General features: G+C 55.3%; 15 protein-coding genes. 12 read left to right on the forward strand and 3 right to left on the reverse strand.

Going from position 1 to position 14,981, the window contains the following annotated elements; genetic code table 11:
- Positions 1–67: 67 nt before the first annotated feature.
- Positions 68–415 carry a DUF1304 domain-containing protein gene (locus USH94_RS11150; RefSeq protein WP_111965566.1) on the reverse strand — a complete coding sequence of 116 codons (348 nt, stop codon included), beginning with the start codon at positions 413–415 and terminating at the stop codon, positions 68–70.
- 77 nt (positions 416–492) lie between these two features.
- The gene (gene icd, locus USH94_RS11155) at positions 493–1,743 is read right to left on the reverse strand and encodes an NADP-dependent isocitrate dehydrogenase (protein WP_045327001.1); all 1,251 of its coding nucleotides are present in this window, start codon (positions 1,741–1,743) and stop codon (positions 493–495) included.
- A gap of 117 nt (positions 1,744–1,860) precedes the next feature.
- Between icd and rluE the strand changes: the two genes are divergently transcribed.
- The 8 genes from rluE to USH94_RS11195 all read left to right on the forward strand — a co-directional run bounded on the left by rluE (position 1,861) and on the right by USH94_RS11195 (position 9,670).
- Positions 1,861–2,514, forward strand: a complete 654-nt coding sequence (rluE, locus tag USH94_RS11160; protein ID WP_111965565.1) for a 23S rRNA pseudouridine(2457) synthase RluE — start codon at positions 1,861–1,863, stop codon at positions 2,512–2,514.
- A 9-nt stretch (positions 2,515–2,523) separates the two neighbouring features.
- Positions 2,524–2,997, forward strand: coding sequence for an NUDIX hydrolase (locus USH94_RS11165; RefSeq protein WP_111965564.1), 474 nt, complete (start codon positions 2,524–2,526; stop codon positions 2,995–2,997).
- A 40-nt stretch (positions 2,998–3,037) separates the two neighbouring features.
- Positions 3,038–4,150, forward strand: coding sequence for a tRNA 2-thiouridine(34) synthase MnmA (gene mnmA, locus USH94_RS11170; protein WP_021241033.1), 1,113 nt, complete (start codon positions 3,038–3,040; stop codon positions 4,148–4,150).
- A 27-nt stretch (positions 4,151–4,177) separates the two neighbouring features.
- The gene (gene hflD / locus USH94_RS11175) at positions 4,178–4,807 is read left to right on the forward strand and encodes a high frequency lysogenization protein HflD (protein WP_013097081.1); all 630 of its coding nucleotides are present in this window, start codon (positions 4,178–4,180) and stop codon (positions 4,805–4,807) included.
- Positions 4,808–4,826: 19 nt separating this feature from the next.
- A complete protein-coding gene (purB, locus tag USH94_RS11180) occupies positions 4,827–6,197 on the forward strand; it encodes an adenylosuccinate lyase (RefSeq protein ID WP_111965563.1) in 1,371 nt (456 codons plus the stop codon).
- 123 nt (positions 6,198–6,320) lie between these two features.
- Positions 6,321–6,992 (forward strand): two-component system response regulator PhoP, encoded by a 672-nt coding sequence (gene phoP, locus USH94_RS11185; protein WP_028019015.1) that lies wholly within the window; start codon positions 6,321–6,323, stop codon positions 6,990–6,992.
- Entirely contained in the window at positions 6,993–8,456 is a 1,464-nt protein-coding gene (gene phoQ, locus USH94_RS11190; RefSeq protein ID WP_111965562.1) for a two-component system sensor histidine kinase PhoQ, read from the forward strand.
- A gap of 92 nt (positions 8,457–8,548) precedes the next feature.
- Complete coding sequence (locus USH94_RS11195) at positions 8,549–9,670, forward strand: cupin domain-containing protein (RefSeq protein WP_111965561.1); 1,122 nt, start codon at positions 8,549–8,551, stop codon at positions 9,668–9,670.
- A 41-nt stretch (positions 9,671–9,711) separates the two neighbouring features.
- Here the strand turns inward: USH94_RS11195 and pepT are convergent, their stop codons facing one another.
- Positions 9,712–10,935 carry a peptidase T gene (pepT, locus tag USH94_RS11200; RefSeq protein WP_111965560.1) on the reverse strand — a complete coding sequence of 408 codons (1,224 nt, stop codon included), beginning with the start codon at positions 10,933–10,935 and terminating at the stop codon, positions 9,712–9,714.
- A 237-nt stretch (positions 10,936–11,172) separates the two neighbouring features.
- Here pepT and potA point away from each other — a divergent pair, with 237 nt between their 5' ends.
- The 4 genes from potA to potD are packed head-to-tail and all read left to right on the forward strand — an operon-like array spanning position 11,173 to position 14,975.
- On the forward strand, positions 11,173–12,315 hold the full coding sequence (gene potA / locus USH94_RS11205) for a spermidine/putrescine ABC transporter ATP-binding protein PotA (protein ID WP_181574049.1): 1,143 nt from the start codon (positions 11,173–11,175) through the stop codon (positions 12,313–12,315).
- On the forward strand, positions 12,299–13,156 hold the full coding sequence (gene potB, locus USH94_RS11210; protein WP_045401925.1) for a spermidine/putrescine ABC transporter permease PotB: 858 nt from the start codon (positions 12,299–12,301) through the stop codon (positions 13,154–13,156). Before potA ends, potB begins: the two co-directional genes overlap by 17 nt.
- Positions 13,153–13,944: a spermidine/putrescine ABC transporter permease PotC gene (gene potC / locus USH94_RS11215; protein WP_033145228.1), complete on the forward strand. Its 792-nt coding sequence runs from the start codon at positions 13,153–13,155 to the stop codon at positions 13,942–13,944. The genes potB and potC overlap by 4 nt, the downstream gene beginning before the upstream one ends.
- Positions 13,941–14,975: a spermidine/putrescine ABC transporter substrate-binding protein PotD gene (gene potD, locus USH94_RS11220; RefSeq protein ID WP_111965558.1), complete on the forward strand. Its 1,035-nt coding sequence runs from the start codon at positions 13,941–13,943 to the stop codon at positions 14,973–14,975. Before potC ends, potD begins: the two co-directional genes overlap by 4 nt.
- The last annotated feature ends 6 nt before the right edge of the window (positions 14,976–14,981 follow it).

Genomic DNA, 14,981 nt, shown 5'->3' on the forward strand with positions numbered 1-14,981 from the left:
TCGTAGCAAACCTGTAAGGGTGAAGCCATCAGTATATCGGACGCCTTATCTCAACCAAAGCATTGCGTCAGATGAGCAACGCAAGCAGCGCCGCGAGAGCGGGTACGGCCTGTACATACAAAATTTTCCGGCTGGCGGTGGCTGCGCCAAACAGTCCGGCGATCAGTACACAGGTCAGGAAGAAGATGGCTACCTGGATCCCCTTTTCGCCGAGCCAGAGGCTCCAGAGCAGACCTGCCGCCAGAAAACCGTTATACAGCCCCTGATTCGCGGCCAGTACGCGGGTATCGCGCGCAAAATCAGGACGCAGATTAAAGGCCTTGTGCCCTGTTTTGGTATTCCACAGGAACATTTCCAGCACAAGAATGTAGAGATGGATGAATGCAACGACAGCGATAAGAATAGTAGCTAGCATCGTGGTGTCTCCCGCAGGCAGAGGCAAAAAAAACGGGAACCCTCAGGCCCCCGCTCTTGTTTAACCCAGAATCTGGATTACATGTTCGCGATAATCGCGTCGCCAAACTCTGAGCATTTCAGCAGCTTAGCGCCTTCCATCAGACGTTCGAAATCGTAAGTTACGGTTTTCGCGTTGATCGCGCCTTCCATACCTTTAACGATCAGGTCTGCGGCTTCGAACCATTCCATATGACGCAGCATCATTTCTGCAGACAGGATGATAGAGCCCGGGTTCACTTTGTCCTGACCCGCGTATTTTGGTGCAGTACCGTGTGTCGCTTCGAACAGGGCGCATTCATCACCGATGTTCGCGCCAGGGGCGATACCGATACCGCCAACCTGCGCTGCCAGGGCGTCAGAAATGTAGTCACCGTTCAGGTTCATACAGGCAATCACGTCGTATTCTGCAGGACGCAGCAGGATCTGCTGCAGGAACGCATCGGCGATCACATCTTTAATGACGATCTCTTTGCCGGTGTTCGGGTTCTTGATCTTCTGCCATGGGCCACCGTCGATCAGCTCACCGCCGAACTCTTCGGTCGCCAGCTGGTAGCCCCAGTCTTTGAACGCGCCTTCGGTGAACTTCATGATGTTGCCTTTGTGAACCAGGGTCACAGAGTCGCGGTCGTTGGTGATAGCGTATTCAATCGCCGCACGCACCAGACGCTTGGTCCCTTCTTCGGAACATGGCTTGATGCCGATACCACAATGCTCAGGGAAGCGAATTTTCTTCACGCCCATCTCTTCGCGCAGGAATTTAATCACTTTTTCTGCGTCAGCAGAGTCCGCTTTCCATTCGATACCCGCGTAGATGTCTTCTGAGTTTTCGCGGAAGATAACCATATCGGTCAGTTCAGGGTGCTTAACCGGGCTTGGGGTGCCCTGATAGTAACGAACCGGACGCAGACACACGTACAGGTCCAGCTCCTGACGCAGTGCCACGTTCAGGGAACGGATACCGCCGCCAACTGGCGTCGTCAGTGGGCCTTTAATAGCAACGCGGTAGTCGCGGATCAGGTCCAGCGTTTCTGCTGGCAGCCAGACGTCCTGGCCATAAACTTGAGTAGATTTCTCACCGGTGTAAATTTCCATCCAGGAAATTTTACGCTCGCCTTTGTAGGCTTTCTCAACAGCGGCATCAACCACTTTCAGCATCGCCGGGGTAACGTCTACACCGATTCCGTCACCTTCAATGAACGGGATAATCGGATTGTGAGGAACGTTAATCTTGCCGTTTTGCAGGGTGATCTTTTTACCTTCCGCCGGAACAACTACTTTGCTTTCCATTAACCTCTCCTTCGAGCGCTTCTGGTTGTTACTGATCTTATGTTAATAAATTGTAATGAGCCCTTCGATAGTACCTGATTGTCCTGCGCCATGAAAGGTCTTCGTTATTAGGCTATAATGCGGCAATTGATAACGCCTGAAAATACCATGAAGAAAACTTCTTTTACAAAACACCGGGTTGAGCGATTCAGCTCACGACAAGCCGCCAGAAGACCGCAAGAAACCCAGCCAAAGCGGGTTATTTTGTTCAATAAACCCTACGATGTTTTGCCGCAGTTTACCGATGAAGCCGGGCGCAGCACGCTGAAGGATTTTATTCCCGTTCAGGGCGTCTACGCAGCCGGGCGTCTGGACCGCGACAGCGAAGGCCTGCTGGTCTTAACCAACGACGGCGCGCTGCAGGCGAGGCTCACGCAGCCGGGCAAACGCACCGGCAAAATCTACTTCGTCCAGGTCGAAGGCGAGCCGGACGAACAAACGCTGGAAAAATTGCGCAAAGGCGTGACGCTGAACGACGGCCCAACACTGCCCGCAGGTATTGAACGCGTGAATGAACCGGAGTGGCTGTGGCCGCGCAATCCGCCGATTCGTGAACGCAAATCCATCCCGACCAGCTGGCTCAAAATCACCCTTTACGAAGGCCGCAACCGTCAGGTTCGCCGCATGACCGCACATGTCGGCTTCCCTACCCTGCGTCTGATTCGATACGCCATGGGCAGCTACACCCTGGATACGCTGGCAAACGGCGAATGGCGCGACGCTGCCCCTTAAGGAGAAATGATGTTTAAACCTCATGTTACGGTTGCCTGCGTGGTCCACGCCCGGGGTAAATTCCTGGTTGTCGAAGAGAGCATTAACGGCAAAGCGCTGTGGAACCAGCCTGCCGGACACCTTGAAGCCAATGAAACTCTGCTGGAGGCAGCAAAACGCGAGCTGTGGGAAGAGACAGGCATTCACGCTGAACCCCAGCACTTCATCCGTATGCACCAGTGGATTGCGCCCGACAGCACCCCGTTCCTGCGCTTTTTATTCGCCGTTGAGCTTAGCGAAACGTGCGCCACTGAGCCGCACGATGACGATATAGACCGCTGTCTGTGGGTCACCGCCGACGAGATCCAGAACGCGCCAAACCTGCGCTCCCCGCTGGTTGCGGAAAGCATTCGCTGCTGGCAGTCAGGCGCACGCCTGCCGCTGGATGTCATCGGCGCATTTAACTGGCCGTTTACAGAGGGTGCCAATGGTGGGGGGGCGTGATAGAATACGCCGCCTTGAAGTTCAATGTCGTGAGTATTCCATGTCAGATAACAGCCAGAAAAAAGTGATCGTCGGCATGTCCGGCGGTGTCGATTCCTCCGTTTCCGCCTACCTGTTACAGCAACAGGGCTATAAGGTGGAGGGCCTGTTCATGAAGAACTGGGAGGAAGATGACGGCGAGGAATACTGCACTGCCGCAGCGGATCTTGCCGACGCGCAGGCCGTATGCGATAAGCTCGGCATTGAACTGCACACCGTTAACTTTGCCGCAGAATACTGGGACAACGTTTTTGAACTGTTCCTGGAAGAGTACAAAGCGGGCCGCACGCCGAACCCGGATATTCTGTGCAACAAAGAGATCAAATTTAAGGCCTTCCTGGAATTCGCCGCGGAAGATCTGGGCGCTGACTACATCGCGACCGGCCACTATGTGCGTCGTGCAGACGTGAATGGTAAAAGCCAGCTGCTGCGCGGTCTGGACGGCAACAAAGATCAAAGCTATTTCCTCTATACGCTGAGCCACGAGCAGATCGCCCAGAGCCTGTTCCCGGTCGGCGAGCTGGAAAAGCCGCAGGTGCGTAAAATCGCCGAAGAGCTGGACCTGATCACCGCGAAGAAAAAAGACTCTACCGGCATCTGCTTCATCGGCGAGCGTAAATTCCGCGATTTCCTGGGGCGCTACCTGCCCGCACAGCCGGGTAAGATCGTCACCGTCGACGGTGAAGAGATTGGCCAGCATCAGGGGCTGATGTACCACACGCTCGGCCAGCGTAAAGGCCTGGGTATCGGCGGAACGAAAGAAGGTAGCGAAGATCCGTGGTACGTAGTCGACAAAGATGTCGAAAACAATATTCTGGTTGTTGCTCAGGGTCACGACCATCCGCGTCTGATGTCCGTTGGCCTGATCGCGCAACAGCTGCACTGGGTCGATCGTGAGCCGCTGAAAGGCACGCTGCGCTGCACGGTGAAAACACGCTACCGTCAGACCGATATTCCTTGCACCGTTACCGCGCTCGATGACGATCGCATTGACGTGCGCTTCGACGAGCCGGTTGCCGCCGTCACCCCAGGTCAGTCTGCTGTCTTCTACAGCGGTGAGATCTGCCTGGGCGGCGGGATCATTGAACAGCGCCTGCCGCTGCCTGCTGTTTAATACGATTGCACACATAAAGGAGACCGTGTGGCGAAGAACTATTATGACATCACCCTGGCGCTGGCGGGAATTTGCCAGTCAGCCCGTCTGGTGCAACAGCTCGCGCATCAGGGTCATTGCGACGCTGATGCCCTGCACGTTTCACTGAACAGCGTTATCGATCTTAACCCCGGCTCGACCCTGGGTGTGTTCGGCGGCAGTGAAACCAATCTTCGTCTCGGTCTTGAAACCCTGCTTGGCGTGCTTAACGCCAGCAGCCGTCAGGGATTAAACGCAGAGCTGACCCGCTACACGTTGAGCCTGATGGTGCTGGAGCGTAAGCTGAGTGCAGCAAAAGGCGCGCTTAATACCCTGGGCGATCGCATTGCCGGGCTACAGCGTCAGCTCGATCATTTTGACCTGCAGTCCGAAACGCTGCTCAGCGCGATGGCCGGCATTTATGTTGACGTCATCAGCCCGCTGGGCCCGCGTATTCAGGTCACCGGATCCCCTGCCGTGCTGCAAAGCCCGCAGGTACAGGCAAAAGTGCGCGCGTCCCTGCTGGCTGGGATCCGCGCCGCCGTGCTGTGGCACCAGGTCGGTGGTGGCCGCCTGCAGCTAATGTTTTCTCGTAATCGCCTGACCACTCAGGCAAAACAAATTCTTGCTCATTGTTAACCTCCCGGAGTTGCGAATTATGGAATTATCCTCACTGACCGCCGTATCCCCTGTCGATGGACGCTACGGCGATAAAGTCAGCGCGCTGCGCGGGATCTTCAGCGAATATGGTTTGCTGAAGTTCCGTGTTCAGGTTGAAGTACGCTGGCTGCAAAAGCTGGCCGCCCAGGCAGCAATCAAGGAAGTTCCTGCTTTTGACGAAAAGGCAAACGATTACCTTGATAAAATCGTTGCCGAGTTTAGCGAACAAGACGCCGCGCGCATTAAAACCATTGAACGCACCACCAACCACGATGTTAAGGCGGTTGAGTATTTCCTGAAAGAGAAAGTGGAAAGCGTTCCTGCGCTGCACGCCGTGTCTGAGTTCATCCACTTCGCCTGTACCTCTGAAGACATCAACAACCTGTCCCATGCGCTGATGCTCTCCACCGCGCGCAAAGAGGTGGTGCTGCCTTACTGGCGTAAAATCATCGACGCGGTGAAAGCGCTGTCCGTGGAATACCGCGACATTCCGCTGCTCTCCCGTACCCACGGCCAGCCAGCCACCCCGTCCACGATGGGTAAAGAGATGGCCAACGTAGCGTATCGTATGGAACGCCAGTACCGTCAGCTGGAGCAGGTTGAGATCCTCGGCAAAATCAACGGCGCGGTCGGTAACTATAACGCCCACATCGCCGCGTATCCGGAAGTGGACTGGCACCAGTTCAGCGAAGAGTTCGTGACCTCGCTGGGCATTCAGTGGAACCCGTACACCACCCAGATTGAGCCGCACGACTATATTGCGGAGCTGTTTGACTGCATCGCGCGCTTTAACACCATCCTGATCGACTTCGATCGTGACGTGTGGGGCTACATCGCCCTGAACCACTTCAAGCAGAAAACCATCGCCGGTGAAATCGGCTCTTCCACCATGCCGCACAAAGTGAACCCGATCGACTTCGAAAACTCCGAAGGTAACCTGGGCCTGGCGAACGCCGTGCTGCAGCATATGGCGAGCAAACTGCCGGTATCCCGCTGGCAGCGCGACCTGACCGACTCCACCGTACTGCGTAACCTGGGCGTGGGCATTGGCTATGCGCTGATCGCGTATCAGTCCACCCTGAAAGGCGTGAGCAAGCTGGAAGTGAACCGTGACCGTCTGTTGGACGAGCTGGATCACAACTGGGAAGTTCTGGCGGAGCCAATCCAGACCGTGATGCGCCGTTACGGTATCGAAAAACCGTATGAGAAGCTGAAAGAGCTGACCCGCGGCAAACGCGTTGACGCCGAAGGCATGAAGCATTTTATCGACGGTCTGGCGCTGCCGGAAGAAGAGAAAACGCGCCTGAAGGCGATGACCCCGGCGAACTACATTGGCCGTGCCATCACCATGGTTGACGAGCTGAAATAACGCCCCTCTCCCCCTTTTCGCCCGAAAAGGGGGATGCTTTTCCCCGGTTTACTCAATGTTTATCCCCAAAACAACATAATCAGCGTTAAACTATTCATACCAATTATTTAGGGAGAAGAGATGATGCGCGTACTGGTTGTTGAGGATAACGCATTGCTACGTCATCACCTGAAGGTTCAGCTTCAGGAGATGGGACATCAGGTGGACGATGCTGAAGACGCAAAAGAAGCCGATTATTATCTCAATGAACACCTGCCGGATATCGCCATTGTCGATTTAGGGCTGCCTGACGAAGACGGTCTGTCGTTGATTCGCCGCTGGCGCAGCCATGATGTCTCCCTACCGGTTCTGGTTCTGACCGCCCGTGAAGGCTGGCAGGATAAGGTCGAAGTGCTCAGCGCGGGTGCGGATGATTACGTCACCAAGCCGTTTCATATTGAAGAGGTGGCGGCGCGCATGCAGGCGCTGTTACGCCGCAATAGCGGGCTGGCTTCACAGGTTATTTCCATCCCGCCTTTCCAGGTCGATCTCTCCCGTCGGGAGTTAGCGATCAATGATGAAGTGATCAAGCTTACCGCCTTCGAATACACCATTATGGAAACGCTGATCCGTAACAACGGCAAAGTGGTAAGCAAAGATTCCTTAATGCTCCAGCTTTACCCTGATGCGGAACTGCGCGAGAGCCATACCATTGACGTGCTGATGGGGCGTTTGCGCAAGAAAATTCAGGCGCAGTATCCGCAGGATGTGATTACCACCGTCCGTGGCCAGGGCTACCTGTTCGAATTACGCTAAATGAGACGGATTTTACGCCATATTCTGCCCCTCTCCCTGAGGGTTCGTTTCTTACTGGCAACGGCCGCCGTCGTGCTGGTGCTGTCACTCTCCTACGGCATGGTCGCCCTGGTGGGCTATAGCGTCAGCTTTGATAAAACCACCTTTCGGCTGCTGCGTGGCGAAAGCAATCTTTTTTATACCCTGGCGAAGTGGGAAAACAATCAAATCACCGTCGAAATGCCGGAAAACCTCAACCAGCAGAGTCCAACGCTGGCCCTGATTTATGACGAAAAGGGCAAGCTACTGTGGGCGCAGCGTGACATCCCATGGCTGGTCAAAAGCATTCGTCCGGACTGGCTCAGAACCAACGGGTTTCATGAAATTGAAGCCGATCTCAACACCACCAGCTCGCTGATCCGTGAAGATCGCTCCCTGCAGCAAAAGCTGAACGAGATCCGCGCCGACAATGCCGAAACGGAGATGACGCACTCCGTCGCGATTAACCTCTATCCGGCGACGCTAAACATGCCGCAGCTGACCATTGTGGTGATCGACACCATTCCGGTCGAGCTGAAGCGATCTTATATGGTCTGGAGCTGGTTCATCTATGTTCTGGCTGCGAATCTCCTGCTGGTGATCCCGCTGCTGTGGGTGGCGGCATGGTGGAGCTTGCGCCCCATTGAATCACTGGCGAAAGAGGTTCGCGAGCTGGAGGAACATCATCGCGAGAAGCTGAACCCGGAAACCACGCGCGAGCTCACCAGCCTGGTGCGAAACCTCAACCGCCTGCTGAAAAGCGAACGCGAACGCTATGATAAATACCGTACGACGCTTACCGACCTGACCCACAGCCTGAAAACCCCGCTCGCGGTCATGCAAAGTACCCTCCGTTCAATGCGCAGTTCGAAGCTGAGCGTCGACGATGCCGAGCCGGTGATGCTGGAACAGATCAGCCGTATTTCACAGCAAATTGGCTATTACCTGCATCGCGCCAGCATGCGTTCCGGCAGCGCGCTGCTGAGCCGTGAACTGCACCCGGTTGCCCCGCTTCTGGATAACCTCACGTCCGCCCTCAACAAGGTGTATCAGCGTAAAGGGGTGAATATCAGCCTCGATATCTCGCCAGAGATAAGCTTTGTGGGTGAAAAAAATGACTTCATGGAAGTGATGGGTAACCTGCTGGATAACGCCTGCAAATACTGCCTGGAGTTCGTGGAAGTATCTGCGCGCCAGACGGAAACCGAGCTGCATATTATCGTTGAGGATGATGGCCCGGGGATCCCGCGCAATAAGCGTGACGTGGTGTTCGATCGCGGTCAGCGCGCCGATACGTTACGTCCAGGACAGGGCGTAGGATTAGCCGTCGCGCGCGAGATTGTCGACCAGTACGACGGGAAAATCGAAACCAGCGAGAGCCTGCTGGGCGGCGCCAGAATGGAGGTCATTTTTGGTCGCCAGCAGCCCACATCGAACGATAGTTAACCCGTTATGTGAAAAATGCGAGGATCTCGCAGCCGGGGGGCTGAGCTTCCGTTATAATCCGAGTCAGTAAGAGCCTGCGGAATAAAAAAATTATGGATTATCACTTAACGCTTAACTGGCCCGAGTTTATTGAACGTTACTGGCAAAAACGCCCGGTGGTTCTGAAACGCGGGTTCAGCAATTTTGTCGACCCCATCTCGCCTGACGAGCTGGCCGGTCTGGCCATGGAAAACGAAGTCGACAGCCGTCTGGTCAGCCACCAGGACGGGAAATGGCAGGTTAGCCACGGTCCTTTCGAAAGCTACGATCACCTCGGTGAAAACAACTGGTCTCTGCTGGTGCAGGCGGTCAACCACTGGCACGAGCCAACTGCCGCCTTAATGCGTCCGTTCCGCGCCCTGCCCGACTGGCGCATGGACGATCTGATGATCTCCTTCTCCGTGCCTGGCGGCGGCGTGGGCCCGCATCTGGACCAGTACGACGTATTCATCATTCAGGGTACGGGCCGCCGCCGCTGGCGCGTGGGCGAAAAAGTACCTATGAAGCAGCACTGCCCGCATCCGGACCTGCTGCAGGTTGATCCGTTTGAAGGGATTATCGACGAAGAGCTGGAGCCGGGCGATATTCTCTACATTCCGCCTGGATTCCCTCACGAGGGTTACTCGCTGGAAAACTCCCTCAACTACTCCGTGGGGTTCCGCGCGCCAAGCGGCCGCGAGATGATCAGCGGATTTGCCGACTACGTTCTGCAACGCGAGCTGGGCAGCTATCGTTACAGCGACCCCGATGTGCCTGCACGCGAGCATCCGGCCGATATCCTGCCTGCAGAGCTGGATAAGCTGCGCGGCATGATGCTGGATTTGATCAACGAACCGGAACATTTCCGTCAGTGGTTTGGCGAGTTTATCAGCCAGTCTCGTCATGAGCTGGACGTTGCGCCACCGGAGCCGCCTTATCAGGCTGACGAGATTTATGATGCGCTCCAGCAGGGCGACAAGCTGGTACGTCTGGGCGGGTTGCGCGTGCTGCGCATTGGCGAGGAGGTATTCGTCAACGGCGAGAAGCTGGACTCTCCGCACCGTCCAGCGCTCGAATCCATAGCCAGCCATCTGGTGCTGACTGCCGATACCTTTGGCGATGCGCTGGAAGACCCGTCTTTCCTCGCGATGCTGGCCGCGCTGGTTAACAGCGGGTACTGGTTCTTTGAGGACTGAGTCGCCTTAATGCCCGGTGGCGCTTTGCCACCGGGCTTTTCTTACCGCTTCGCGGTCAACTCCGCTATCCGCACTATCACCTTCACCGCTTTTTCCATTCCTTCCAGCGTCACAAACTCATGCTTGCCATGGTAGTTGTAGCCACCGGTAAACAGGTTCGGGCACGGTAGCCCCATGAATGACAGCTGAGAACCGTCGGTGCCGCCGCGAATCGGTTTTAATATCGGTTCAATATCGCAGTCGCGCATCGCCTGCTGGGCGATATCGAGAATATGCGGATGCGCCATCACCTTCTCGCGCATATTGTAATAGCTGTCTTCGATGATGAGCTCAATGTAGCAGTCGGGATGCAGGCCCTTACCCACCTTTTTGGCGATCTCCATCATCTTACGCTTGCGTGCCTCAAAGGCTTTACGGTCGAAATCGCGGATGATGTAGTGCATCTGCGCGCTGTCCACGGTGCCTTTGATGCTGGTCAGGTGATAGAAACCTTCATACCCCTCGGTCTGTTCGGGGCTCTCTTCCGCCGGGACTTCCGCATGAATTCGCGACGCCAGCGACAGCGCGTTCACCATGACGCCTTTCGCCGAACCGGGGTGAACGTTGTTGCCGACAATTTTGATCGTGACGGACGCGGCATTGAAGTTTTCATATTCCAGCTCACCGACGCCACCACCGTCGACGGTGTAGGCCCACTGGGCGTTAAAGGCGTCCACGTCGAAGTGCTTCGCGCCCTTGCCGACCTCTTCATCCGGCGTAAAGGCCACGCGGATGTCGCCGTGCGGAATATCTTTGCCCTTCAGCACCGCCAGCGCCGTCATGATTTCCGCGATCCCCGCTTTGTCATCCGCCCCCAGCAGGGTTTTCCCGTCGGTGGTGATCAGCGTCTGGCCCAGCAGCTGATGCAGCACCGGGAACATCACGGGCGAGAGCACTTCGTCGCCAATGCCCAGCGCAATGTCACCGCCGCGGTAATTTTCCACAATCTGCGGGTTCACATTTTTACCGCTAAAATCAGGAGAGGTGTCGACATGGGAGATAAAGCCAATCGCCGGAATGTCACCCGGGACATTCGCCGGCAGCGTTCCCATCACAGTGCCTTTCTCGCTTAACGTGACGTTGACCAGCCCCATGGCGTCAAGCTGCTCTTTCAGCAGGTTTAATAACTTCCACTGGCCTTCGGTGCTCGGCACCTGGCGAACACCCGGTTTAGATTGGGTATCCAGCGAAACGTACTGTAAAAAACGCTCAAGTAATTTATCCATGCAGTCACCCTCACTTTTTGTGACAACATTATCAATAAGCATCAAAACGCAAATATTGCGTCAGGTCACTTTTATCCCGCAAACGAGAATATTTTCCGTTTATATCGTTATGCGTTAGTAAATGTAGCTTATGAATCAGTGACAAGGATTGGCGATTACCGGGGATTGCCGTAGAATGTCCGCCCTCATTACGAGTCACCAAGGTGGTTACACACAAACCCCGCTTCAGTCTGCTGCCTGAGGCGTCTATATGGGACAGCGCAAAAATTGAATACACAAACCCGTTCACCGCTGGTGAAACTGGAACGAATTCGTAAAAGTTTTGATGGCAAAGACGTTATTTCCGACCTCACTCTTACCATCAATGACGGTGAGTTTCTGACGCTGCTTGGCCCCTCCGGCTGCGGCAAAACAACCGTACTGCGCCTTATCGCCGGGCTGGAAAGCGTCGATAACGGCCATATCCATCTAGAGAACCAGGACATTACCCGGGTTCCTGCCGAAGATCGCCACGTTAATACCGTCTTTCAGAGCTATGCCCTGTTCCCGCACATGACCGTTTTTGAAAACGTGGCGTTTGGCCTGCGGATGCAAAAAACCCCGGCGCATGAGATCGAACCGCGCGTCACCGATGCCCTGCGCATGGTACAGCTTGAGACATTTGCCCAGCGTAAACCCCATCAGCTTTCCGGCGGCCAGCAGCAGCGCGTGGCCATCGCCCGCGCCGTGGTTAACAAGCCGCGTCTGCTTCTGCTGGATGAATCCCTCTCCGCGCTGGATTACAAGCTGCGCAAACAGATGCAGAACGAGCTCAAAGCCCTGCAGCGCAAACTCGGCATTACCTTTGTCTTCGTCACCCACGATCAGGAAGAAGCCCTGACCATGTCAGACCGCATCGTGGTGATGCGCGACGGCAAAATCGAGCAGGACGGCACGCCGCGCGAAATCTACGAAGAGCCGAAGAACCTGTTTGTCGCCAGCTTCATTGGCGAGATCAATATCTTTGACGCCACGGTGATTGAACGTCTGGACGACCAGCGCGTGCTCGCCAGCGTCGAAGGACGCGAATGCAATATCACGGTGAATTTCCCCGTCGAGAAGGGACAAAAGCTCAACGTTCTGCTGCGCCCGGAAGATCTGCGCGTCGATGAAATCCACGGCAATACCGAGGCCGAAGGGTTAATCGGCTATATCCGCGAGCGCAACTACAAAGGGATGACCCTGGAGTCTGTCGTCGAGCTTGAGAACGGCAAAATGGTGATGGTCAGCGAGTTCTTTAACGAGGACGACCCTGACTTCGACCACTCGCTCGACCAGAAAATGGTTGTCAACTGGGTAGAAAGCTGGGAGGTTGTGCTGGCTGATGAAGAACACAAGTAAGTTCCAGAATGTGGTGATTGCCACGATCGTCGGTTGGCTTGTGTTGTTTGTCTTTTTACCCAACCTGATGATCATCGCCACCAGCTTCCTGACCCGCGACGACGCAAACTTCGTTTCGCTGGTCTTTACGCTGGATAACTACGCGCGCCTGCTCGATCCGCTCTATTTTGACGTGCTGCTGCACTCGCTCAATATGGCGCTAATTGCCACCGTTGCCTGCCTGGTGCTCGGGTATCCCTTCGCATGGTTCCTCGCGGGCCTGCCGCAAAAGGTGCGGCCCCTGCTGCTGTTTTTACTGATTGTTCCATTCTGGACCAACTCGTTAATCCGCATCTACGGGCTGAAAATCTTCCTCAGCACCAAAGGCTACCTCAATGAGTTTCTACTGTGGCTGGGGGTGATTGATACGCCGATCCGCATCATGTTTACCCCGAGCGCGGTCATTATCGGCCTGGTCTATATCCTGCTGCCGTTTATGGTAATGCCGCTCTACTCCAGCATAGAGAAGCTGGATAAACCGCTGCTGGAAGCGGCAAGAGATCTGGGTGCCAACAAGCTCCAGACCTTTATCCGCATTATCATCCCGCTGACTATGCCCGGTATTATCGCGGGCTGTTTGCTGGTCATGCTTCCGGCCATGGGTCTGTTCTACGTTTCTGACCTGATGGGTGGCGCGAAAAACCTGCTGATTGGGAATGTGATCAAGAGTCAGTTCCTGAACATTCGCGACTGGCCGTTCGGGTCCGCCACCAGCATCACGCTGACGGTGGTGATGGGTCTGATGCTGCTGGTCTACTGGCGCGCTTCACGGCTGCTGAACAAGAAGGTGGAACTCGAATGATCGGTCGACTGCTTCGCGGCGGTTTTATGACCGCCATTTACGCTTACCTGTATATCCCGATCGTTATTTTGATCGTGAACTCGTTTAACAGCTCACGCTTCGGGATTAACTGGCAGGGCTTTACCACCAGCTGGTACAGCCTGCTGATGAACAACGACAGCCTGCTGCAGGCCGCTCAGCACTCGCTGACGATGGCGATCTTCTCCGCCACCTTCGCCACGCTAATTGGTTCACTGACCGCCGTGGCGCTCTACCGCTACCGCTTTCGCGGTAAACCGTTCGTCAGCGGCATGCTGTTTGTGGTGATGATGTCGCCGGATATCGTGATGGCGATTTCGCTGCTGGTGCTGTTTATGCTGCTGGGCGTACAGCTTGGCTTCTGGTCGCTGCTGTTTTCCCATATCACCTTCTGCCTGCCGTTTGTGGTGGTGACCGTCTTTGCGCGCCTGAAAGGGTTCGACGTGCGCATGCTGGAGGCGGCGAAAGATCTGGGCGCCAGCGAGATGACCATCCTGCGCAAAATCATCCTGCCGCTGGCGATGCCCGCCGTGGCGGCCGGATGGCTGCTGAGCTTTACCCTGTCGATGGATGACGTGGTGGTCTCCTCCTTCGTGACCGGGCCGAGCTATGAAATTCTGCCGTTGAAAATCTATTCGATGGTGAAAGTCGGCGTTTCACCCGAGGTGAACGCGCTGGCAACCATTCTGCTGGTATTTTCGCTGGTTCTGGTGATCGCCAGCCAGGTTATTGCTCGTGATAAAACAAAATCTCAGGGGACAATGAAATGAAAAAAATGCTCGCCGCTGCGGCGCTGGTGCTCGGCATGGGTTCCGCGCACGCTGATGACAGCAAAACGCTCTACTTCTACAACTGGACCGAGTACGTGCCGCCGGGCCTGCTGGAACAGTTCACAAAGGAGACGGGCATCAAAGTGATCTACTCGACCTACGAGTCGAATGAAACCATGTACGCCAAGCTGAAAACTTACAAAGATGGCGCGTACGATCTGGTGGTTCCTTCCACCTACTTTGTCGACAAAATGCGCAAAGAGGGCATGATTCAGAAGATCGATAAAACGAAGCTAACCCATTTTTCAAACCTCGATCCTGAGATGCTCAACAAGCCGTTCGACCCGAATAACGACTACTCCATTCCGTATATCTGGGGGGCAACCGCGATTGGCGTTAACAGCGAGGCCGTCGATCCGAAATCGGTGACAAGCTGGGCCGATCTGTGGAAACCGGAATACAAGGGCAGCCTGCTGTTGACAGACGACGCGCGCGAAGTGTTCCAGGTGGCACTGCGCAAGCTGGGCTACTCGGGCAATACGACGGATCCTAAAGAGATTGAAGCGGCGTATGCCGAGCTGAAAAAGCTGATGCCTAACGTGGCGGCATTCAACTCTGATAACCCGGCAAACCCGTATATGGAAGGCGAAGTGAATCTGGGGATGGTCTGGAACGGCTCCGCGTATGTTGCCCGTCAGGCCGGTACGCCGCTTGAGGTGGTCTGGCCGAAAGAAGGTGGGATCTTCTGGATGGACAGCCTGTCTATTCCGGCCAATGCGAAAAACGTTGAAGGGGCGCATAAGCTAATTAACTTCCTGCTGCGCCCGGACGTGGCGAAACAGGTTGCCGAGACGATTGGCTACCCGACGCCAAACCTCGCCGCACGCAAGCTGCTGAAGCCTGAAGTGGCTAACGATAAATCGCTCTATCCGGATGCCGAAACCATCAGCAAAGGCGAATGGCAGAACGATGTCGGCGACGCCAGCCGCCTCTACGAAGAGTATTACCAGAAGTTAAAAGCGGGCCGTTAACGGTAT

The sequence above is a fragment of the Enterobacter sp. 148H3 genome (assembly GCF_034107425.1).
Classification (GTDB): Bacteria; Pseudomonadota; Gammaproteobacteria; order Enterobacterales; family Enterobacteriaceae; genus Enterobacter; species Enterobacter vonholyi.